Genomic DNA, 21,004 nt, shown 5'->3' on the forward strand with positions numbered 1-21,004 from the left:
ATTTGTCCAATGATTACGGATGGAGGTTCAGCCATTATTCTCACTCAGAAGGAGTTGCCATAATCAATTTCCTTAATGTGTGTTTATTTCAACTTGTGCGCTTTACAACCACTCTCAAGCACGAAATGGAGTTCATTATGAACAAGCAGCTTATTACGGGTGTAATGGCCATCACTTTCACTCTATCGGTTAACCCAGCCTGGGCGTTGTTCGGAGATGATAAGGCAGAATTACTTCAGGGCACCAAAGTTACCTTAGTCGAGGCCGTCCAAACCGCTCTAACCAATGTAAAGGGAAAGGCATTTAATGCAGAGCTGGAAAAGGAAGACGGCAAAACGGTGTTCGAGGTTAAAGTCATCGATGAGACAGGAGCCGCAAGAGAAATATACGTGGATGCCCAAACAGGAGAGGTTCTCAAAATTGAAAAGGACTAAACCTGGTCATGGCTCGATTCTGACATTGGAAGTCATTCCGTATGGACTGATGGACTTGGAATGGCAAAACAGGCTTCGGTGGTGAAGATAAAGTAACTTGAAACTCTCCGTTCATCTTCTTAACACACGCGTGAACATGTATATAAAAAATGGGGGAATATTCAGGCTACGAATTCAATGACCATTGGCCTGTCTAATAATTAATGAGCCGCATCGCAGGCATATATCCGGCCTTGCGAGCGGCTCATGGTTTTTTACTGGCTAAGCCCCGTGAATAATCGAAAGTTATCTCCGCCAGGAAATCCAGCAACAAAACCGACATCCTGCGACCCTCCCCCCCACGGACCTCAGACCCTTACGAGCCATCCTTAGGGTTTGACCATCGACTCATTCGGGTTGAACATGCTGACGTACCAGGCTTAGAATGCTGATTCTGACCATTGTGAACCGGCAAGTGAAGAATCACGACCCATTTCGTTTGCTCCTCTTCATATTTTTGAGATTTTTTTATCATCGTGAAGCAGTGATCCTTCTCAGGGTCTTTTCCCCATTTACATGAAAGACATTCAAACACACGACCGGCACCGGCTTGCAGAAAAAATACGATTTCTTGAACGAGACGTCATTGAGGTCATCACGACCACATTTCTCCAACAACATCCCGAGACCAAAGAACTGGGAGAAGTTGCCAAAAACCACTGTATCACCGATGCACGCTACCACTTGACCTTTCTCAGAACGGCCATTGAATTTGGAAACAAGGACACATTCAGACAATATCTGCGTTGGACGACAAAGGTGCTCCAGACAAGAAACATTCCACAACATGTGTTACAGCGATTTTTGGAACACATTTCTCATGCATTGGAACCCCACCTGACCGAGCCCGAAAAAACAGTCGTTCGGTCCCATTTGTTGGAGACCCCAGAATCTGAACCACCAGAACCTCAAACTTCCGCTCGTTCAACAACTCCCTTAGCACTCCATCAGGAGGTTTTCCTTCAAGCTCTTTTGGCCGGTGATCGCCATGCGGCCAGAACGATCGCGCTAGAGGCCTTTTCCAATACCCGCTCTCTCTCGGATGTGTATGTGGAGCTCTTTCAAGAATCGTTGTATAAGATAGGCAGCCTTTGGGAAGCCAATCACATTTCCGTCGCTCAAGAACACGTGGCCACCGCCATCACCCAATATGTCATGGCCAATTTATATACATGTGTGACACCTGCCCAACCCTCGCAAGGGAAAGGGATCGTCACCGGCGTGGAAGGTGAACTGCATCAAATCGGACCACACATGGTCGCGGACATGCTGGAAATGCAGGGATGGGACATTCGATTTTTAGGCGTGAACGTTCCTCATCAATCTATCCTCCAATTGATTAAGGATTTCCGACCGACACTCGTCGGAATTTCGGCAACCATGGTTTTAAAAGTTCCGACCGTGAGAGATTTGATCAAGGACATTCGAAACCATTTCCCCCCCGCTGCCACTCCCCGCATCCTGGTTGGGGGATCAGCCTTTCGTGCACTTCCAGATGTGTATCGGAATATAGGCGCCGATGCGTTTGCGTATGATTTACGGTCCTTAACGGCACTATTACCTTAATGGACACATATCAATGGTTTTAGTCATATCACGATTTAAGGTGGCAAACGGACTTGAAGGGGACGTGGTCGAAGCCTTTCAAAAGCGCCCGCGATTGGTTGAGGCCGTTCCGGGCTTTTTAGGGATGGAAGTCTACACGCCTCACTCAGACCAAACGATTTTCCATTTGGTGACTCGTTGGACGGATCGGGAAACCTTTCACGCCTGGCATAAAAGCCCGGACCATCGCCTTTCTCACGGCATGCTCCCCACAGGACTGAAGCTGGACCCCACCGTGACGCAAATCCTGGAACTGGAGCGTCTCCCACAAACGGGGCCACAGGGCGGACTACAGGATTTTCTGGGCGACTCGATCCTGCTCCTGGAAAAATTCCTCAACCAGACAGATACTATTGTGTATTGCGTCATGACGCCTGATGGACGTATTCAGGTCTACAATGACGTCCTCTTGACCAAACTCAATGTGTCCAGAGCCGAATTGCAGACAAAATTTATCTGGGAATTTCTCACTGATCCGGACCAAAAGCACCTGCGCGATATCCTTGCAGATGGGATCTCCAGCCACAGCAACCGGATGCGACTTAATTTCCTCGATTCGTCAGGAATTCCTCACACACTGGACTGTTTAGTGCAGAAGAATTCTGCTGACACCACCATTCTCATCGGGGAAGAACCGGAAAAGTTCAACCAGAGGGCGTTCGTGGAACTCATGCAGATTCAAAACGAAATGACGGTCAAAATGCGAGAGGAAGTAAAAAGCGGGAACAAACTGTCAGAAAATAATTCATATTTGAATCAGCTGGTGACCGAACGGACAAAAGACCTGGTTTACCATCAGGAACAATTGCGTGCTATGTTGGTGAAGTTAGCCCTTGTCGAACAATCCGAACGTCAAAATCTGGCAAATGATTTACACGATTATCTCGCCCAAATGCTCATCGCCTGCAGACTCAAGCTCGGGCAAATAGACCATGAGCACACTCCTCCGTCACATTCCAAGGTGATGCAGGAGGTTGACGGAATGATCGATCAATCATTGACGTTCACCCGAACACTGATCTCTGATTTAAACCCGTCCATACTCCAGCACCATGGTTTACTCACTGCCCTCAAATATCTTTCCGAAGACATGCAGCGCTTTGGTTTAACCGTGGCAAGCCCTGAGACGATCCTACCGGTGAAGGTGGCGGAAGACATCAGCATCGTGGTGTATAAAACGGTGCGAGAGTTACTGTTCAACGTGTTAAAACATGCAGGAGTTACCACCGCATCGATACATTGGGAATGCCCTTCGGAACATGTCCTCCTGATAAGGGTGAGTGACTCCGGAAAGGGGTTTGATCCAGAAACCCGGCAACTTGAACAAGAACGGGGACATCTTGGTCTCTTCTTTTACCGGGAACGCATAAGGGCGTTAAAGGGACAATTTGATATTACATCCAGCGCGAAAATGGGAACGACCATTACCATCATCGTTCCTCCATCCCCGTAAGTCCTTTGCTCGTCTTATCATGGCCTTCCCACGGCTTGCCGGACTCCTCTGAAAACCGCCACAATAGGTTCAGACGCCTTTAGGTCGACATAGAAGCTTCCTTTTCAAGGGTTTTGGTCAGTTGGCCATAGGCCGGACTCTCGTTACAGTGAAGAAATGCCAGGCATCCGAACCTAACATGGAAGGAACATCATATTGCACCACTTTTATGTAGACACTCCTACAAAACCATATGGTGTAATTTTTTCCCTTAGACATGCGGATTGGAATGTGCAAACAACCATTGATATGTGACATTTTTTTAATATATGAACACACTCAAGCGAGCAAGATTATTCCTTGTTGACGATCATATTCTTGTTTTGGAGAGTTGCAAAAAACTGCTCGAACCCCATCATGACATTGTCGGGGAGGCTCATGACGCAAGCGATTTGGTCAGCCAAATCCGACGAGCAAAACCCGACATTCTCCTTATGGATATTTCAATGCCGGACCAGAACGGATACGAAGCCGCTCGAGTCGTAAAAATCGCCTGCCCATCAGTAAAAATAATTTTTGTGTCGATGCATTTGGAGCCCACCTTTATCATGGAAGCATTTCGTGCCGGAGGAGAGGGCTACGTGCCAAAGCAAACGGCCGGCAGCGAATTATTATCAGCCATTCAACAGGTTCAGGAAAAACAGAGATACCTCTCTCCTTTAATTCCTGAGGAGGTGCAATATGCGGTTCTGGCCCAGATGGATGGTATGCCGGGTACCGAACTTTCCGGAAAATTGACTCCCAGACAGCAGGAGGTGTTAAAGCTTGTGGCTCAAGGTTTCTCTGCTAAGGACATTGCCAACGTATTAACTATTTCTCAAAGTACGGTGGCGTTCCATAAAATGCAAATTGTGCAGGCCTTAGGTCTTCATTCCAAAGCCGATCTCACGAAATACGCGGTAAAATTAGGGATTTCTCCCCTTGATTAGGGATTGAGCGGACAGAAGCTCCCGAGGATACATGGGTATGGATGATCGCAGGATGTAGGCAGAAGTGAGGAGGAAAAGTTTCGGATGGGAGACGGGAAGAAGAATTTCTAGCAGCTATTAAATGGAAATGATTCCCGTGGCAATGGCATATTTCGTGAGTTCAGATGCCGTCTTGAGTCCCAGAATCTGCATGATTCGTGTTTTATGAAATTCCACAGTCTTGACGGCCAGATTTAATACCACCGCAATGTCTTTATTGGATTTCCCCTCAGCAACCAGTTGGAGAATTTCAACCTGTCGTTGAGTCAATGGAGGAGTCTCCGCCTGGGCCGCCTTCTTTGAATTGGATGAGGGATTCAGGGCTTGGCTGACGATCCCCTGGGCAATGGATGGGGAAACGTAGGTACGTCCCTGATAAACCTCATTAATGGCAAACACTAATTCTGCCGTCGCAGATTGTTTTAAGATATACCCCGCCCCGCCGGCCTTAAAGGCTTCCTGGACAAAATGGTCTTCCGAATGCATGGTGAGAAAAATTATTTTTGTCTGGGGTTCACATTTTTTTATTTGACGGGCCGCTTCCAACCCATTCAGCAGGGGCAATGAAATATCAACAATCGCAATGTCCGGTGTATGTTTCTTGACGGCTTGAACTAAAGCATGACCGTCTACAACGGTCCCCACCAATGTAAAATCCGTTTCCAGCAATTTGGTCAGTCCCTCACTTACCAGGACGTGATCCTCAGCTAAAAGTACCCGAGTTTTGCTCATGTCAATAGAGGATTGGAGAATAAATTTTTAATATAAAATCTTGAGAATAGGTATTATGAAAGAATCACTCATATAAGTCCACAATGAGCATCAAGATTGGTTGTGGCAAACCTTTAGTATGGGAGGACAAAGCCGCACTTTCGGCCTGTGAACTGGTGGACCGATCAATCCGACCCACCTGACAACCTATCTTCGAAGCCGAAAGAGAAATTGCTGAATTTTGGGTATGGGGGGACGTGTTGGTGGAGGAGGAGGAATGGGCGGTTCTGGAGGAGGAGTGGGAAGCGGTCCAGGAGGAGGAAAAGGGTTGGGATTGGGGTTAGGGATAGGATTCGGATTGGCATAGCCAAAGTTAAAACTTGATAGGCACCAGCCATTGAATTTAAAGCTATTCATGATTGACCCTCCAAACGCTTGGCAAACACATCCCAATTAACGTGGGCAAGGAAACGTTCAATATATTCACCTCGTTCCGATGGTTTAAAATCCATCAAATAGGCATGTTCCCACACATCCATAACGAGAAGAGGTCGAAACCCTGCTACATTGCCGAATTCATGAAGACTGACCCAGTGGTTGGAAACCCTCCCATTTGCAGGATTAATATTGCACACAGCCCAACCGACTCCCCGCATTTTCCCGACGCTTGAAAAGTCTGCCCTCCAAATGTCAAAACTCCCAAAACTATCTTCAATGGCTTTTTGGAGTGATATTTGTCCCTGTTGTGGACCTTTCGACTCCTGGGATGACAAATTTTCAAAATATAATTCATGTAGGACCATTCCATTATATTCAAATCCCAATCTACGGGTCAGTTCAGAATAGGCAGGCATTTCCTCCTGATCCACCTGTCCATCAATCAAAAATTCCCCGATTTGCCTGGTGAGAGAATTGGTAGCCTTCACGTATCCTTCATAGAGCTTAAAATGCATCTCTAAGGTTTTATCTGAAATACCGGTTAATCCTTTGAGGGGGAATTCCTTGACCGGATAATTTTTATCGTTCTTTGTCTTCATAGGTGTGATTTCTCCTTCCCCAATCATAATTTATTGCTCATTCCAAGAGCTTTTAGCGAAATACAGCCCCGTCACTTTCGTTGAAATTACATGAAATTATGCTGTTGTATAACTGGAAAAAACCCTTGTTCCGGGAATCTCCGGTCGGGGAAAAAACATTTCGACCAGGGTTTTGCCTAGTCGCCTTCCTCTCCGCTATGGAGTAAGTTTTCAAAAAGTTAAAAAGAGTGTCAGGGGATTTATGAATATCCAATTCACCATATCCGATGAAATGGGCAAGGAATTAACTGCCCTTCAATCCGCCCTCGGGATGAAGGGGGTTGAAGATCTCACAATTCATGCGTGGAATGTTTTAGGCTTTCTTATTGAAACCATTCGCAACGAGAAGGGGCCACTTTCTCCTGAGGCGATTCACTGGATTTCCCAACCGACGATGGTCCCGTCTCCCACCGAAACTCTTCAGGAACATGCAGTTTTATCGCATGCGGAAATTGACACACGAATACTGGAGGAAATTCATCGGTTGCTTGATGATGACCAGCTTGATCAGGCATTAAAAGCCACACATATTCTCAAAATCCTCAAATCCCACGCCGTAGGGAGATCGACGAATCACCAGGTGAAATCCGAGATGCTTCTTGCAGCCGCGGAAACATTTGCAGCCGAATGTGATCCTGAAAAAGCCGCCCAGCTTATTATCGATGCCACACATGAACACAACCTAAACACCACTGATGGCTCCCCCGACCGAGGCTAACTCATATTTTCTTCATGACCCCTCTTGCCAAGACATTCCCACAGGCTCTGATATCGGTTTGTGATGTGTCCTTCAAAACTGGGAGAAACCCTCCTCTCGCCCCCTGCACGATTTCTTGGTAAAGAAACCTGGGCGGTTATGATTTGGGGCACCCCTTTCAGCGGGGGGTATCTTTTTTGTTGAATAATTTCAAAGGGATCAATACACTACGTTTCCGAATACTATTCCTTGCAGGAGTCCGCCCTATAATTCAGATTCCTTGAGATACGTTTATGGCTTTTGGAGGTAACCCCGGTGCTTCCCAACGAACCAAAGTTTCTCATCACGGCGAAGATTAAAGAATTTTCCATCCCTCCTATCACCGACGGACTCATCATCGGAAAGGATGCGGCTATTGGTGTGAACGCCTTGCAGAAGGCGCTGCGGTTGCTCATCCCGGAAGAATTTGACCATATCGAAATCCAGGATGAAGTCATCAATAGCATGCTGATACGATCTTCCATCACCAGACGATTAACACAAAAACGCGTGGTGACTTTCCTCCTTGATCAAGTCAAGCCATTGATGGTGGCGGATGATATCCTCCACATTCAGTTGGACACAGAAATCACCATTACCCAAGAATTGTAGAATGGTCTCGTGGTTCATTTAACTGCACAAGATGCCGTCAGTCCCTCCGTTTTGATGGTATCCGCAGAGATGGGCCTGCGTGACCTCAATCTGAATCATAAACTACAGAGTTATGAAGCCTATGCCGTATTTTCTGAAGTCGTGAACCAGAAGCCTTCCGAGCAATTTCTGGGCATCGTCCCCAAACATATGATAGGGCGATATCCTTATAGGATTTTTGGGGATCTTCTCTCATGTTCCACGTCCCCCCATGTCGAACCCTCCACTCCTCTTGATGTGCTGTACGCAGATTTCCAACGACACCGTATCGATGCCTTCTCTGTCATAGATAGCGGGCAGCGGTTTATTGGAGCCATTACGCCCACAAGCCTGCTTGAAACCCTCTGGCATCGAGAACAATTTCTGACCACGCGACTTCAAAAAGAGATAAATGAAAAAAATTTCGCAAAGCGAGAATTACAACAAGCCAAAGATGAGTTGGATAATCATGTAGGGGCCCGGAACAATTTAGTTTTTGACCATACACAACAGCTCTTAGCGCTTTCGGAAAGCCTCATCTCAACCGAAACTCGGGAACGGCGAGCCTTAGCGGGCGAGCTTCATGATCATCTGGCCCAAATGTTGGCAGTCGGCCGAATAAAGCTGGCTCAAGGAAGCCACTTGACATCAGACCCGGAAGTTTTGAGTCTTCTCAATACCGTCGATCAGTTCCTTCAGGAATCATTGAGCTATACACGAACGTTGATGACGGAGCTGAACTCTTTTAACCTTCATCAATCAGGCCTACTGAAGGTTTTAGAGGAACTGACTAAAAAGATGAAGTTGCTTGGGTTGGTCGTCACCCTCGAAGCCGAACGCCCTTTGCCCGACCTATCCGAAAATCAGGATTTTCTTCTCTATTGGTCCCTTCGTGAGTTATTATTTAATGTGATTAAACATGCTCACGTCGAACAAGCCACGATCAGCATTCACCAGCTTCACGGCACACACCTTCGCTGCATGGTTTCCGATCACGGATGCGGCTTTGATCCTGCAACCATGGCGGGGGAGATTCTCGGTCAGGATCATTTCGGTTTATCCGGCATCAGGGGACGAATGACGGCGCTTCATGGAACAATATCGCTGAATTCTTATCCAGGCCAAGGCACACGGGTCTCTCTCACCATTCCTTTGTCACCACCTTCTCCCCCACATTGATTCTCCATCCATACCTCAAGGGTTTCGATCAGTTTCCTTTCTCTTTCAACTTGATATGTTTTAAAGACACTCCTCTGCCAGACGACCGGTAGCAGCCCGCGACCGGAAGGAATCGGATGAGAGCATTTCCTGCGTAATCTCTCAGAATGACAGAAACCTCGAAACATTCTGGAGTCGCTTATGAAATCCCCATTTAAATATTTTGTTGTATTGGTGACGTGTCCATTATTCATCGCAACCATAATGGAAAATACAGAAGGACAGGTCCTGGTTGTCCCTCTGGCCGGTTTTGAGGAAACGATATCTCCGGAAACACATGTTCCGCGTTCCGACGAGGACAATAGGCGTGGGCATTCAGACGAAGAGTTAGAATATCGCATTCAAAGACGCTTGGAGATCAGTCCATATCGGAGTGACGGCATCACGGTTCAAGTGAAACAGGGCAAAACGGTACTCTCAGGACATGTCAAAGACCGGGATTCGATAGTGGATGTGGTCGAAATCGCTTATGACTCCGGAGCCACGAACGTGGACAATCAAATTCAGCTTGACCATCCATGGAGAGAGATAAACGACCAGAAATTGAAAGAGGCGGTTGAAGCCGAGCTTTATTTGAGCCCATTTGTGAATTCGGTTCCCATCCGCGTTGAAGCTCAAAGCGGAACCGTCACACTTTCGGGAAGAGTCGAAAATCGAGGGGAAATTGTGGATGCAGTGAAAAACGCCTATGAAGCGGGAGCGAAGAATGTCCGCATTCGTTTATGGATCGATCCCACATTAGATTAACGAAGGAAGGAGCCTGCCCAAAAAACAAAACGGACTAGGGTTGAATATCAAAGCAGCCGGCATTAAAGATTTCTTCATTAGAATAATTAGCTAAAATTTTTGACAAATTTATTTTATTTTTGACCAAAATAAAGTTTCTAAAAGTCCCTCATTATTTGGGCGTGTTTTTAAGATGATTTGGTTGCCCTAACGGCTCGCTCTCATTGATTGGAGCCACTTCCGAATTCAAGGGATGCGTGGGAACTGGGGAGATGTCGGGAAGAATTTGGGGGTCGTCTGTCGGTGATTCGGTTCCAACTGGAGGAGTGGACGATGCGGTGCCTGAAGCTCCGATGTCGGGTGGTGTCCGTACCCCTTCCCCAAGAATGGGGGAATCTTTGGTTTTGTTTCCTATAGAAGGAGAGGGATTTCCTGAACGGTCTTTGGAGTGAATTTCATCAGCAGGTGCTTCGTTAGAATCATCCCCGAAGACGGGTTCCGCTAGGGGAAACATCACAACAAGCATGAATCCCAGACAGGGTAACGACACTCTGAAGACCTGGTCGGCAACGGCTGTTTTTTTCATGGTACATCCTCCATTTTTCCTGCGACCCCGGAAGCCGGCTCATCAACGCGTCATTGAAAAGCTTTTCTTCACAAGGTTCGTAGGTATGCGGAAAGATCCGCCTTTTCCTCTTTTGTCAACTGCACACCAGTGACGAGGGCAAAAAACTCCACCGTGTCTTCAAGAGTCAAGAGACGGCCGTCATGGAGATAGGGTGGGGAATCCTTTATTCCTCGAAGAGGGAAGGTCTTGATAGATCCCTCGGCCCTACCATGATAAAACCGTTCCACTTTCAAATCGTGCATCAGGTTATCGGTGAAATAGGGAGCAGTATGGCAGGTTACACACTTAGCTTTTCCGGAAAACAAGGCCTCCCCTCGCAACTCTTCTTCCGTGGCTTTTTTAGGATTCAATCGGCCAAAGAGGTCTAATTTCGGCGCAGGGGGGAAATCGACAAGCTTCTGGAACTGTGCCATTTTCATCACTTCCGTGCGAGTCAAATCACGACGACCCTTTTTCTCGGCAGTCGCCAGATCATGATCAAAATACGCTGACCGGTTTTCAAATTCAGAGAAATCCTCAACAGACGTCATCGCCCGCTTGGATCCGAAGACTTTTTGGATATTGACACCCCGTAAGGAGGGCGTTTCAATGCGAAACCTCGAAAATTGCGGCCGGTTATCAGGATTTAAATGAATGGCCCCATTCGTATGCCCGTTGACATGGCAATCGAAACAAGCCACACCACGACTGGGCGGCACTGTTTTTCGATCATCCGTCGCATTGAATTGCTGCTGGGGGATTTTTTCGACCAGTAATCGAACGCCGTCAAATTGCACTGGCGAGAGAATGCCATCGAACAACGCGTAAAAATTTTCGTTGGTGATTTCCTGACCTTGTGAAACGTCTCCCAGATCCGGCCTGTTTGTGAGGAACAGAGGCGGAGGGAATTCCGGCAAAAAATGATCCGGCAAATCATGAACCACGTCGAAACGTTCGCGTTCAGGATGAATATCCGTCATCATTGAAGGAAACACCATTCCCCCTGTGGAATGAAGCGGATGCGGCAACGGCAAGTACGGGAAGAGATCGCTGGCTTTGATGTCCTCCTCCGGCATTCGGGCGAGTTGGGCAAAGGTGAGCCCTTTTTTCAAGCGGGCCGTGGGTCCTTTAGGAACGGGTTTCCCCCGAGTCATGGTCACCCCTCCAACAAATTGCGGAGACAAATCATACCGTTCCTCAAGCAGATCTTGCTGCTGGGACCTAATCTTCGATCGCTGTTGGGTTTCCCTCTCAATCACCTTCTCCAATGGTTCATCAGGACTGAGGTCAAAGACAAAGGAACTGGGAGTTCGACCACCAAAGGTATGAATAGCCGGAGGGTTGGGAGTTCCCGGTTTGGCATCCGGGGATTCTTGAGTGTCCCCATTTCCAACCGGTTGATATTGTGGATACGCCCGTTGCCAATCCTTGACCACAGCCGGAGGCCCGATTTGAGGAACCAGCTGTCCCGAACCGGGCACAGCCTCCCAACTTTTTGGCTTGCCCTGATCCGCAGCCAGTCCCATTCCCAAACCGCTGCTAACGATCAAGATACACCCCATGATGAAACTCCGGCTCATCCGCTGTGTCACGTTGGAAAATGTTGAATAGATATCCATTGTTCTCCTTATTTTATGGCCTTTTTTTGGAACACACTGTCCAGAAATAACCGGGAAAGTTAATCTGAAAATGGTTGCTTATCCTATGGCGTTTGCCACAAGGCTTTCCCATTTTCATCAAACAGCCGGACAAGGGGGCTCCCGTCCTTATTTAACACGACTTGAACTCTAGGATTATCCAGATAATCTCTCAACACAAACGTGGGAAGGTCATCGCTCTGAACTTCCAATGCCACCCGCCTCTTACAATCCTCGCCATAGAGGGTTAATCCAGTTCGCTCTTTGCCATACACAGCAAGAGAGGTTCGACGGTCACAGTGATTATCTCCCATAATGAGTGCTGGATGTTCACCATCCCACAGGCTAAGCGTAGCCCGGACCTTTCCCTCCTCGTTCACGATATTAAGGGCTGAAGTGGAGATCGGCTTTGTTGAATTTTCAGAAGCCAATGCTGGCTCAGTGGGGTTGGGAGAAGCCAATAACATTCCCCCAATCGAACCCAAAAATAATGATCCAAGCACTACGGCCAACAACGTCAATTCTTTAAAAGGCATGGGGCCTCCCCTTGTTTTCCGTGGCAAACAAATGATGAACCTGACCCGTGCTATAGTCTTCCGGTAAGAGCCAGAATCAGCACGATCACCAGAACCAATCCCAACCCACCACTGGGGTAAGCCCCCCACGATGAACTGTACGGCCAGACCGGCAAGGCCCCCACCAATAAAAGAATAAGAATGACTAATACGATAGTAGACATAAATATGGTTCCTCCCATTCCGTCATGAGATTGTATGATCAGTGCTCATCGTCTCCTTACTGACATGGACAGAACGTGGCCAATCCTTCATAGGCAGAGCCGTCTTGAGTAGGGCTCGACGCGACCAGTCCCCAAAAAAGCATCGGGACTTTCCACTCTGCCCCGATCCATTAATGCCTAGCATGTCCTCTTCAAGAATTTTGTTCATGGTTCCGTTCTCCTTATTGCTAATCTAATTTGATATCTGTCAGGCCCCGGTTGTTCATTTCCAAAATTACATTTGTCTCGTTTTCTTGATTGTCTTATTACTACAAATTTTTTGGATCGGAAGTCCTGATAAAAACCCTGGAATGAGTGAACAATGCCCCTGGATTCTCCTGTGCCTGCACCTTTTGGGTATTTCCTCTTAGACAAGACTTATTCCCTGACGCTATACTTTTCTCGTCTACGTACTTTCACGACATGTCTCGAATGGCATTCGGTTTACAACGGCGGGGAAAAAGCTCCATCATTCGATGGTGTTACCTCTATTCCACCGTGTATTCATATATTTCAGAGTCAGACCCTTTTAGAAAACGAGGTCTCCCGCTGATTGGACGAATGGTCAAAAACGTTTTCAAGAATCCTGATGCAATGCGGGATGACACAGTTTTCAGATCGAAAACTAAGCCATACTCATGAACGGAGACCCTCCTCATCAGGTCGGTAGGAAATGGATGAAGTCATGACGCTGCCTCAGGACGGAACTCAAACAGGCACTCGCTCCCCAAAATGGGATGTAAGCGTTTTGATAGCCATTTGCGCTCTCATAGGTGCGATATTCATATTGGACCTATACACCAAAACAGGCGTGGCAATCGGCATGCTATATGTGAGTGCCATTATGCTGACCCCATGGCTACCACATGAAAAATCCCCATTCATCGTGGCAGGGATCTGCACGATTGTGGCCATCATCGGGGTGGTGTATTCACCCGGCGTGAATGTGGTGCATTCCGGCAGTACCATTGCAGGCAATGCCGTAACCAACCGTCTGTTGTCGCTTTTTATGATTTGGGCAACCGCCCTGCTCACGTATCAATATCGTCAAGGGATGGAGGTCAGACTTCGCTTAGGGTCTATCGTGGAATCCACGCATGACGCGATCATCGGTCAAACACTTGAGGGAAAAGTCACCAATTGGAACAATGGAGCCGAACAGATGTTCGGATATTCGCCACAGGAGAGTATCGGGCAATACATGACATTTCTTTTTCCACCGGACCGGATTCCCGAAGAAAAAGATATCCTGGAAAAACTTCACAGTGGCAAGCAGATAAAGAATTTTGAAACAATTCGACGCCGGAAGGACGGTCAGGAAATACCTGTATCGGTAACCATTTCTCCGATTATCGACCGATGGGGAAAGGTTATTGGCGCCTCTAAAATTGCACGGGATATTTCCCAGCAAAAGGGGTTGGAAAATCTCCTGGCCATACAAAACCTGACATTGGCCAGCCATGCGGCCTCACTGAAGCAATCAAATGAAGACCTCGAACAATTTGCCTATATTGCCTCTCATGATCTCCAGGAACCCCTCCGCACAATTCATGGCTTTACGCAGTTGTTGGCAGAACGCTATAAAGACCAATTAGACGACCAGGGTAGGGAATTTATTGGATTCGTGACCGATGGAGCGAATCGGATGCAAACCCTCATTCAGGACCTGCTAAAATATTCGAGAATCCAAGCCCAGGAGCTGAACACAGTCCAGGTCAATGGCGAGGAAGTGCTTCAGGAAATCCTCGAACATCTCCTCATGGTCATTGAAGACAAGCAGGCTTCGATTACTCATGACCCTCTGCCCATCATTCAGACGGATCGGTCACATTTTCAACATCTGCTCCAGAATCTGATTACCAATGCTATTAAATTTCATGGCCCGAAACCACCACGCATTCATCTTTCTGCCCAGAAAAAAACCAACGAATGGCTCTTTTCAGTCCAGGACAATGGGATTGGGGTGGAACCGGAATATTTCGAGCGAATTTTTCTTCCCTTCAAACGATTACATACCCGGGAAGAATACCAGGGCACCGGAATCGGTCTGGCCATCTGTAAGAAAATCGTGGAGCGCCGAGGGGGCCGCATCTGGGTCGAATCCCAACCGGGAAACGGAACCAAGTTTTCCTTTACCATACCAAAATAAACCGGAGATTTTTCATGCAAAATCCTATTGAAATTTTGTTAATAGAAGATAATCCGGCTGATATCCGCCTGACCCAGGAAGCCTTTCGGGCAGCGCGCCTCCATAATACCATTCATGTCGCTCAAGACGGGGTCAGTGCCATGTCCTTCATTCGACAGACAGCCCCCTTTCAGGATGCTCCCCGACCGGACCTTATTCTGTTAGACTTAAATCTTCCGAAAATGGACGGGAGAGAGATTCTGAAGGAAATTAAATCTGATCCGCACACGCGCACAATTCCCGTAGTCGTGCTGACCACCTCCGAGGACGAAGGAGACGTGTTGCGTAGTTACGATCTTCATGCTAATGCCTATCTGGTCAAACCCATCGATGTTCTGCGCTTCATCAAAATGATTCAATCCCTCGAGAGTTTCTGGCTCTCCGTAGTGAAACTCCCTCCAAAAGTACCAGAGTCATGAGCAATCTTCATTCTCCAACCCATTCTATCCTGCTCGTGGAAGACAATCCTGCTGACGCGGAATTAGTGCGGGAACGGCTGAAGGATGCCTCCGGCATGTCTCCTTTTTATATGACGCGCGCTTCGACACTCAACGAAGCTCTGACAACCCTTCAAACCACGTCGTTTGACGTCATCCTTCTTGATTTAAACCTGCCCGAAACCAACGGCCTTGAAACATTGAAACGAATCCGGTCGGCAAACTCGGTGATTCCACTCGTCGTCTTAACCGTGAATGAGGATGAACCCTTAGCCCTTGAAGCGATCAAATTAGGGGCACAGGACTATGTTCCGAAGTCTTCCATGAATGCCGTGCTACTTTCCCGAATTCTGCACTATGCCATAGAACGGGAAAAGAACGACCGGATTCGCCGTGATAGCGAAAGAAAATACCGGTTATTTGTGGATGGAGCCACCGGCTTGGCTTTTGTCATGCTTGACTTGCACGGGAACATTACTCATTGGAATTCAGGAGCGGAGCGGCTCTTCGGTTATCCGGAAGACGCCGCCTTGCATAAACATTTTTCTATGCTATTTACCGATGAGGACCAACGCAACGGTCGTCCGGAAAACGAACTCCGGAGGGCCGAGGCAGTAGAAAAGGGGGACGATGATAATTGGCTGGTTCGAGCTGATGGGTCGCGATTTTGGGCCAGCGGCGCAGTGACAGCCATACGCGACTCAACAGACCACCTCATTGGTTTCGCCAAAGTGGTTCGGGACAAAAGCGCCCAAAAAGATGCCAGGGATAAACTAGCCGAACTCAATCGCACCCTGGAAGAACGCGTAATCCAACGAACCCAGGAGCTCACTCGCAACCAGGAGCGCTTACGAGCCATGGCTTCAGATCTCACAGTCACCGAACAACGCGAACGACGTCGGTTGGCTTCGGATCTTCATGATTATCTGGCACAACTCCTTGTCGTGTGCCGACTGAAATTAGGTCAGGGTCAATCGCTCACCGATACGGAAAGCCTCATAAAGGTGATCCAGGAGGCGGATGCTCTCTTGGACCAATCCTTGACCTATACGCGGACACTCGTCAGCCAACTCAGTCCGACTTGTCTCTATGAATTTGGACTCTATGCAGCTCTCGTCTGGTTGGGATCTGAAATGAGGAAGCAGGGGTTGACCGTCAACGTCAACGGCGCAAACTTGTCGTTGAACCTTCCGGAAGATCAGGCTGTCCTCATCTTCCAATCGGTTCGTGAATTATTATATAACGTCCTCAAGCATTCCGGAGTCAATGAAGTGACGGTGAACCTCGCCATGCAAGGAAACAACCATTTGATTATCGAGGTGGAAGATTTTGGCTGCGGTTTTATAGACAATGCCGAAGACAGAAATGAACAATCACCAACCAATTTCGGACTCTTTAGCATCCGGGAACGATTGGAAGCCCTCGGCGGAGAAATGGTGCTCAATTCGACCCTGCAGAAAGGGACTCATGTCCTCCTGCGTATTCCGGTAGAAAAGGGAATCGAGGAGCTCAGACCACATACCGCTCGTCCAACATCAGTGCGAGCGGTCGAGCAGACTCCTTCCCTCCGTTCTCATTCAGAGAAAATTCGAATTCTTATTGTGGACGATCACAAGATGGTCCGGGAGGGGTTTTGTCATATCCTGAACTCTCAGTTGGACTTCGAAGTCGTGGGAGAGGCGGAAGACGGGATACAAGCCATGACCCTCTGTGAATCGCTTCGCCCTGACGTCATCGTGATGGATCTTCATATGCCCAATATGGACGGTCTCGAAGCGACCAGAAGGATTAAAGAAAACATTCCTGAAACCGTGATTATCGGATTATCAGTTTACGACACTCCGGACGTGGCCCGATGGTTCCATGAGGCAGGAGCCGAAACTTTTGTCACGAAAGGAGGACCGGCCGAAAGCTTAGTCACCATGGTCAGAAAATCCTGGCATCAGAAAAAGCCCGCCTAGCCTTTCTTTCCTACTCGTTTTCATTCTTCGCCATCCGTACGCCTGCTTTTTCGACGTTAGGTAGGTTCGCCCCCGTCAAAATCTGATAGGCTTGAAATACCGTATTAACAGGAGAAATCTGCATCAGAAAAGGGGTCTGCCAATCATTGTCCTCAGGTAAACGCTCTTCAGGAATAATCACTCTTCGGATATGTTCCGCATAGGCAGCCTGGATTTTCAATGGTATCCCACCGACCGCCCCAATATGGCCATCACGGGTCACTTTCCCGGTCATCACTCGGCTCAGGAGGATGGCGTTATCGTTGGCCATGGCTAAAACCACCAGACTCACCATGGCGGTCAGACTATCGCCGTAGATCGTCACACCTGGATTGGGAAATTTTAAAAATATATCCCAGGTCTTTGGATCCAGGCCCGCAACACGAGCCGCAGCCACAATTCCGGATTGAATAGCCACCTGAGTAAAAGGCGAAAATTTTCCCGGTCCGCTGGAAAAGGACACATTCAGCACTTCTTGACCTTCCTGTTTGCGGAACGCTATTTCAAGTTTTCCCACAATTCCTTTAGGCTGATGATGCTGGTTCAGTGTGGTTCCCAGAAATGTCACGGTTTGCTGCTGCCAAAACGACGGTGCGGCCTCGGCGGGACGAGGGAAAGAGCAGAACCAGACAACCGGGATCGCCCAGGCCAAAACCCTGAAGATGAGACCTATCCGTATAAACTGTTTCATTGGCTAATTCCCCGATACCGGCAAATACGGGATAATATATTCCCGTTTCCCTTCCACTCTCTGATCGACAAAGTGATCGAAAACGCCATCTCGATTCTCGTCTATCCAATAAAATAATGGCCATTCAACAGTTTCAATTACCGTATTCCAATATTTGTTATTTTCAAAAAAAATAATTTGGCGGGCCGTTTTATAATCCACGATCCCATCTCCCTTCAGGGAGTATTCCCGGATATACAATCCCATAATAATATTCACGTCTTCATGAATAAGATTGGCTTCCCCAGGTTCATTCGGCATATCTGCAGCCATTCCGTTTCCTCCAAAGAGGAGAAAAAATACGAATCCGAAAATCCAGTGAAAACAGGGTTTGTTGTTTCTCATGATATGAATCCCTCCATCGGACCCTTCGTTGCCCCGGGATCCTGAACGTATCTCCCGATAAAACAGTCATTCCTTACCAACTCCCCGGCCTTATCGGGAGTATTCATCTTCTTACGCGGTCATGACCAACCCATTTCCACGAGGACGCGCCTGAGGAAATGAGTTCAATGCAGGAGTTTCGGTCTGATTTTTCAACAACCGGTTCAGGAGGATGAAAGGATCGATCACATCACCACATTGAATACAGTGCTTGGCCTGAAACTGGAAATCCTCATAATCGGAGAAAATATCCATACACGTCTCCTCAATCATCGTTCCTCCGCACCGCGAACAATGTGATTGTTGCATTTGGTTCATCAATTGGTGGAATACATCGGGGTGATCAGTTCGCATAGCTTCTAAAGTCAACGTTTGCATAACGCCTCCTTCAATTCATAAAAGGTTGAGAATTGATGATCATGATCTGACTCTAAATTCTCACCCCGCAAGCCACTACTACTGAAAACCCTTGGTCTAGTGGGGAAGACCCCTTGAATATTTTTTGAAAGGAAGGTGAGAGAACTGAATAAGGAGGCGAAAAAGGAACCCACACCACAGGGATTCCATCGCGCCCTTTAAGGTCTCTTGAAAAAGGCCGCCAGCGGCGTTCCCTGCCTTCCTCCTTCGCCGAAGTAGCCACAAAAGCTGAAATCGGCTTCGCCCTTACCTCGAAATGAATCAGGGCAGAACTGGACGAACTGTTTTGAAACACCCCCGAGACCTCTGATAGGCAACGAGCCTGTGGGTCTATATGACCTTGGAAACTAGTACTATTCAACATTCCCATGACAAGGAAGTACGGCTCAGGCATCACGAAGCAGTTGAAGGCATCGACGAAACGAACATCCACCAGGGGAATGAAAACGATTTAAAAAATTCGGGAAAAGAAGAAAAGAAGGATAGAACTCGCGTCTTACCGGGAGACAACTTGCGGGCTGCTGATTGCCTCGACCGGAGAGGCATGGGAGAGGATTGCAGGCCCACTCACAGCCCGCTCGCGCATGAGATTAAACAACTCTTTCTCCTGGGAATTCTGAATGACAACGCGCTCCAATGATTCCTTCCAGGCAGCATGAGCTTCCTCCACCAAGCCGGAACGGGTCATCGATTCACCGAGATAAAACCAGGCATACGCCGATGAAGGCTCGCACTTCACGGCCTGTCGAAATGTGGGAACTGCCTTTTCATATTCCTGATGACTGAAATACAGACTGCCAAGCCTATTGAGGGCATCAAGATGACACGACTCATGATCCAGGACAGTTCGATACATCATCATGGCTCGGTCGTCATAGTGAAGTAATTTCAAAGTTTTGGCCGTTTCGGTCAAAATAAAAGGATCGGCCGGCAATTGTTGAAGAAGGCCTTCATAGATATGCAAGGCATCCTTATACCGCTGCAATGCGCCATAGCCCAGAGCCATGTTTTTGAGGATAACCATATTCCCAGGAATAATTTCGAGCGCTTTTTCGTAATGGTTGACGGCAAGTTCCATAAACTCGGGTTCATCGTTCAAGGTCCCCGCAATCGTCTGCATTAGATGACCCGTGAGAAAGAACCCCACCCCTAATATTTGAGGATCAACCGGTAAGCGGCCAGGCGACCCGGAAGAAGAGGAACTGGCGACCTGAGACGGGGACATTTCATAAGGAATATGCTGATCCGCCAACCATTGCCGAATGAACGTAGAAGGAATGGCATAGCTCATATCGGCCCTGAGCTGAACACTCCCGATCAATGAGCCCTTCCTGTCCGTAGCCTGACCAATATACGGAACCGAATGAACGACAATCCCCAAGACCTGGCCACTCACCGCATCAACAATCGGACCACCGCTGGTTCCTGCGTGAAGGACGCCAGAGACTTGAAGAAAAGGCATGGTTCGGCCCTGTGTCCTTGAACGGCCCATGGTCAACCCACTGACATTCACCGGTTTCACTGTGCCATGGAGCATCAACCCCATTTGCAACGTGTCTATGACCCGAGGAAATCCCACAGCGAGACCTTCTGCGCCATCTTCGGCCAAGGTTCCGAAAAGAGATAAGGCCCGGTCATGACCCTGGGGAAGATGAAGAACGGCCAGGTCGGCATCCTGGTCGATGGTGACGATTTTCGCATCAGTAAACACCCCCTGATCAGGGACATAGACAAGCAATTTGGCGGATGAGATCAGGACATGGGCGTTGGTCAGAATATGTCCATCCTGGCTCATAAAAAAACCCGTCCCAAAAGACAGTGATTTGGTCTCCCGGTCCACAGAAACCAGAAGAACCGCACTCGAGCGAGACTGAAGGTAGATGTCACTGCGCTCTGATGCCCAGATGGTTTCGGAGCTCATCCAGGCCCACAAGAAGATCACCAAGAATAGCCCAGCATTTCTGAATTGAACGGATAAGGACATTTTCTCGGGAGGGTGTTGATTCATGGGTCGGGGGAATCTGTGGAGTTCATGATGAGAGGAAATTGAGAGCTCTCAGAATTTCATATATTTTTGAGTGAGATTACCGGATTTTGTCCATCGCCTTTTCTCACTTCCAGCTGATACTCCTAAATATTATGGCCCAGGTGTCCCTGTATGTCTAATGCACAGGTCGGCGAAATCTCTATA

General features: G+C 48.0%; 22 protein-coding genes. 11 read left to right on the forward strand and 11 right to left on the reverse strand.

Annotated elements, in window-relative coordinates; translation table 11 throughout:
* The first annotated feature begins 137 nt into the window (after positions 1 to 137).
* From ACWHYD_RS15255 to ACWHYD_RS15270, 4 genes are all read left to right on the forward strand, one after another.
* On the forward strand, positions 138 to 434 hold the full coding sequence (locus tag ACWHYD_RS15255) for a PepSY domain-containing protein (protein WP_447962882.1): 297 nt from the start codon (positions 138 to 140) through the stop codon (positions 432 to 434).
* 555 nt (positions 435 to 989) lie between these two features.
* Positions 990 to 2,039, forward strand: a complete 1,050-nt coding sequence (locus ACWHYD_RS15260) for a cobalamin B12-binding domain-containing protein (RefSeq protein ID WP_447962883.1) — start codon at positions 990 to 992, stop codon at positions 2,037 to 2,039.
* Between the two features lie 13 nt (positions 2,040 to 2,052).
* On the forward strand, positions 2,053 to 3,531 hold the full coding sequence (locus tag ACWHYD_RS15265) for an antibiotic biosynthesis monooxygenase (RefSeq protein ID WP_447962884.1): 1,479 nt from the start codon (positions 2,053 to 2,055) through the stop codon (positions 3,529 to 3,531).
* A 308-nt stretch (positions 3,532 to 3,839) separates the two neighbouring features.
* Positions 3,840 to 4,499 carry a response regulator gene (locus tag ACWHYD_RS15270; RefSeq protein ID WP_447962885.1) on the forward strand — a complete coding sequence of 220 codons (660 nt, stop codon included), beginning with the start codon at positions 3,840 to 3,842 and terminating at the stop codon, positions 4,497 to 4,499.
* Positions 4,500 to 4,616: 117 nt separating this feature from the next.
* On the opposite strand, the gene ACWHYD_RS15275 is transcribed toward ACWHYD_RS15270, so the two are convergent.
* Together ACWHYD_RS15275 and ACWHYD_RS15280 are read right to left on the reverse strand one after the other, a co-directional pair.
* Positions 4,617 to 5,270, reverse strand: a complete 654-nt coding sequence (locus ACWHYD_RS15275; RefSeq protein WP_447962886.1) for a response regulator — start codon at positions 5,268 to 5,270, stop codon at positions 4,617 to 4,619.
* A 392-nt stretch (positions 5,271 to 5,662) separates the two neighbouring features.
* The gene (locus ACWHYD_RS15280; protein WP_447962887.1) at positions 5,663 to 6,286 is read right to left on the reverse strand and encodes a superoxide dismutase; all 624 of its coding nucleotides are present in this window, start codon (positions 6,284 to 6,286) and stop codon (positions 5,663 to 5,665) included.
* A gap of 241 nt (positions 6,287 to 6,527) precedes the next feature.
* Here ACWHYD_RS15280 and ACWHYD_RS15285 point away from each other — a divergent pair, with 241 nt between their 5' ends.
* The 4 genes from ACWHYD_RS15285 (at position 6,528) to ACWHYD_RS15300 (ending at position 9,656) form a co-directional block, all read left to right on the forward strand.
* Positions 6,528 to 7,043 carry a hypothetical protein gene (locus tag ACWHYD_RS15285; RefSeq protein ID WP_447962888.1) on the forward strand — a complete coding sequence of 172 codons (516 nt, stop codon included), beginning with the start codon at positions 6,528 to 6,530 and terminating at the stop codon, positions 7,041 to 7,043.
* A gap of 294 nt (positions 7,044 to 7,337) precedes the next feature.
* Positions 7,338 to 7,673 (forward strand): hypothetical protein, encoded by a 336-nt coding sequence (locus ACWHYD_RS15290; protein WP_447962889.1) that lies wholly within the window; start codon positions 7,338 to 7,340, stop codon positions 7,671 to 7,673.
* Between the two features lie 9 nt (positions 7,674 to 7,682).
* The gene (locus ACWHYD_RS15295; RefSeq protein ID WP_447962890.1) at positions 7,683 to 8,870 is read left to right on the forward strand and encodes an ATP-binding protein; all 1,188 of its coding nucleotides are present in this window, start codon (positions 7,683 to 7,685) and stop codon (positions 8,868 to 8,870) included.
* Positions 8,871 to 9,050: 180 nt separating this feature from the next.
* The gene (locus tag ACWHYD_RS15300; RefSeq protein WP_447962891.1) at positions 9,051 to 9,656 is read left to right on the forward strand and encodes a BON domain-containing protein; all 606 of its coding nucleotides are present in this window, start codon (positions 9,051 to 9,053) and stop codon (positions 9,654 to 9,656) included.
* Between the two features lie 151 nt (positions 9,657 to 9,807).
* Here ACWHYD_RS15300 and ACWHYD_RS15305 read toward each other — a convergent pair whose 3' ends face one another.
* The 5 genes from ACWHYD_RS15305 to ACWHYD_RS15325 form a co-directional block, all read right to left on the reverse strand.
* Positions 9,808 to 10,221: a hypothetical protein gene (locus tag ACWHYD_RS15305; protein ID WP_447962892.1), complete on the reverse strand. Its 414-nt coding sequence runs from the start codon at positions 10,219 to 10,221 to the stop codon at positions 9,808 to 9,810.
* Between the two features lie 68 nt (positions 10,222 to 10,289).
* Positions 10,290 to 11,861 (reverse strand): cytochrome B6, encoded by a 1,572-nt coding sequence (locus tag ACWHYD_RS15310; RefSeq protein ID WP_447962893.1) that lies wholly within the window; start codon positions 11,859 to 11,861, stop codon positions 10,290 to 10,292.
* Positions 11,862 to 11,944: 83 nt separating this feature from the next.
* The gene (locus ACWHYD_RS15315; RefSeq protein WP_447962894.1) at positions 11,945 to 12,415 is read right to left on the reverse strand and encodes a hypothetical protein; all 471 of its coding nucleotides are present in this window, start codon (positions 12,413 to 12,415) and stop codon (positions 11,945 to 11,947) included.
* A 50-nt stretch (positions 12,416 to 12,465) separates the two neighbouring features.
* The gene (locus ACWHYD_RS15320; protein WP_447962895.1) at positions 12,466 to 12,618 is read right to left on the reverse strand and encodes a DUF3309 domain-containing protein; all 153 of its coding nucleotides are present in this window, start codon (positions 12,616 to 12,618) and stop codon (positions 12,466 to 12,468) included.
* Between the two features lie 22 nt (positions 12,619 to 12,640).
* Complete coding sequence (locus ACWHYD_RS15325; RefSeq protein ID WP_447962896.1) at positions 12,641 to 12,826, reverse strand: hypothetical protein; 186 nt, start codon at positions 12,824 to 12,826, stop codon at positions 12,641 to 12,643.
* Positions 12,827 to 13,342: 516 nt separating this feature from the next.
* Here ACWHYD_RS15325 and ACWHYD_RS15330 point away from each other — a divergent pair.
* The 3 genes from ACWHYD_RS15330 to ACWHYD_RS15340 are packed head-to-tail and all read left to right on the forward strand — an operon-like array spanning position 13,343 to position 17,243.
* Entirely contained in the window at positions 13,343 to 14,806 is a 1,464-nt protein-coding gene (locus tag ACWHYD_RS15330) for a sensor histidine kinase (RefSeq protein WP_447962897.1), read from the forward strand.
* A gap of 14 nt (positions 14,807 to 14,820) precedes the next feature.
* Positions 14,821 to 15,264 carry a response regulator gene (locus tag ACWHYD_RS15335; protein ID WP_447962898.1) on the forward strand — a complete coding sequence of 148 codons (444 nt, stop codon included), beginning with the start codon at positions 14,821 to 14,823 and terminating at the stop codon, positions 15,262 to 15,264.
* Positions 15,261 to 17,243, forward strand: coding sequence for a response regulator (locus ACWHYD_RS15340; protein ID WP_447962899.1), 1,983 nt, complete (start codon positions 15,261 to 15,263; stop codon positions 17,241 to 17,243). The genes ACWHYD_RS15335 and ACWHYD_RS15340 overlap by 4 nt, the downstream gene beginning before the upstream one ends.
* A gap of 10 nt (positions 17,244 to 17,253) precedes the next feature.
* Here the strand turns inward: ACWHYD_RS15340 and ACWHYD_RS15345 are convergent, their stop codons facing one another.
* From ACWHYD_RS15345 to ACWHYD_RS15360, 4 genes are all read right to left on the reverse strand, one after another.
* Complete coding sequence (locus ACWHYD_RS15345) at positions 17,254 to 17,973, reverse strand: S16 family serine protease (protein WP_447962900.1); 720 nt, start codon at positions 17,971 to 17,973, stop codon at positions 17,254 to 17,256.
* Positions 17,974 to 17,976: 3 nt separating this feature from the next.
* Positions 17,977 to 18,285 carry a hypothetical protein gene (locus tag ACWHYD_RS15350; protein WP_447962901.1) on the reverse strand — a complete coding sequence of 103 codons (309 nt, stop codon included), beginning with the start codon at positions 18,283 to 18,285 and terminating at the stop codon, positions 17,977 to 17,979.
* A 183-nt stretch (positions 18,286 to 18,468) separates the two neighbouring features.
* The gene (locus ACWHYD_RS15355) at positions 18,469 to 18,774 is read right to left on the reverse strand and encodes a hypothetical protein (protein WP_447962902.1); all 306 of its coding nucleotides are present in this window, start codon (positions 18,772 to 18,774) and stop codon (positions 18,469 to 18,471) included.
* A gap of 535 nt (positions 18,775 to 19,309) precedes the next feature.
* Positions 19,310 to 20,734, reverse strand: a complete 1,425-nt coding sequence (locus ACWHYD_RS15360; RefSeq protein ID WP_447962903.1) for a tetratricopeptide repeat-containing S1 family peptidase — start codon at positions 20,732 to 20,734, stop codon at positions 19,310 to 19,312.
* Positions 20,735 to 21,004 lie beyond the last annotated feature (270 nt).

The organism is Nitrospira sp. Ecomares 2.1 (assembly GCF_965152585.1).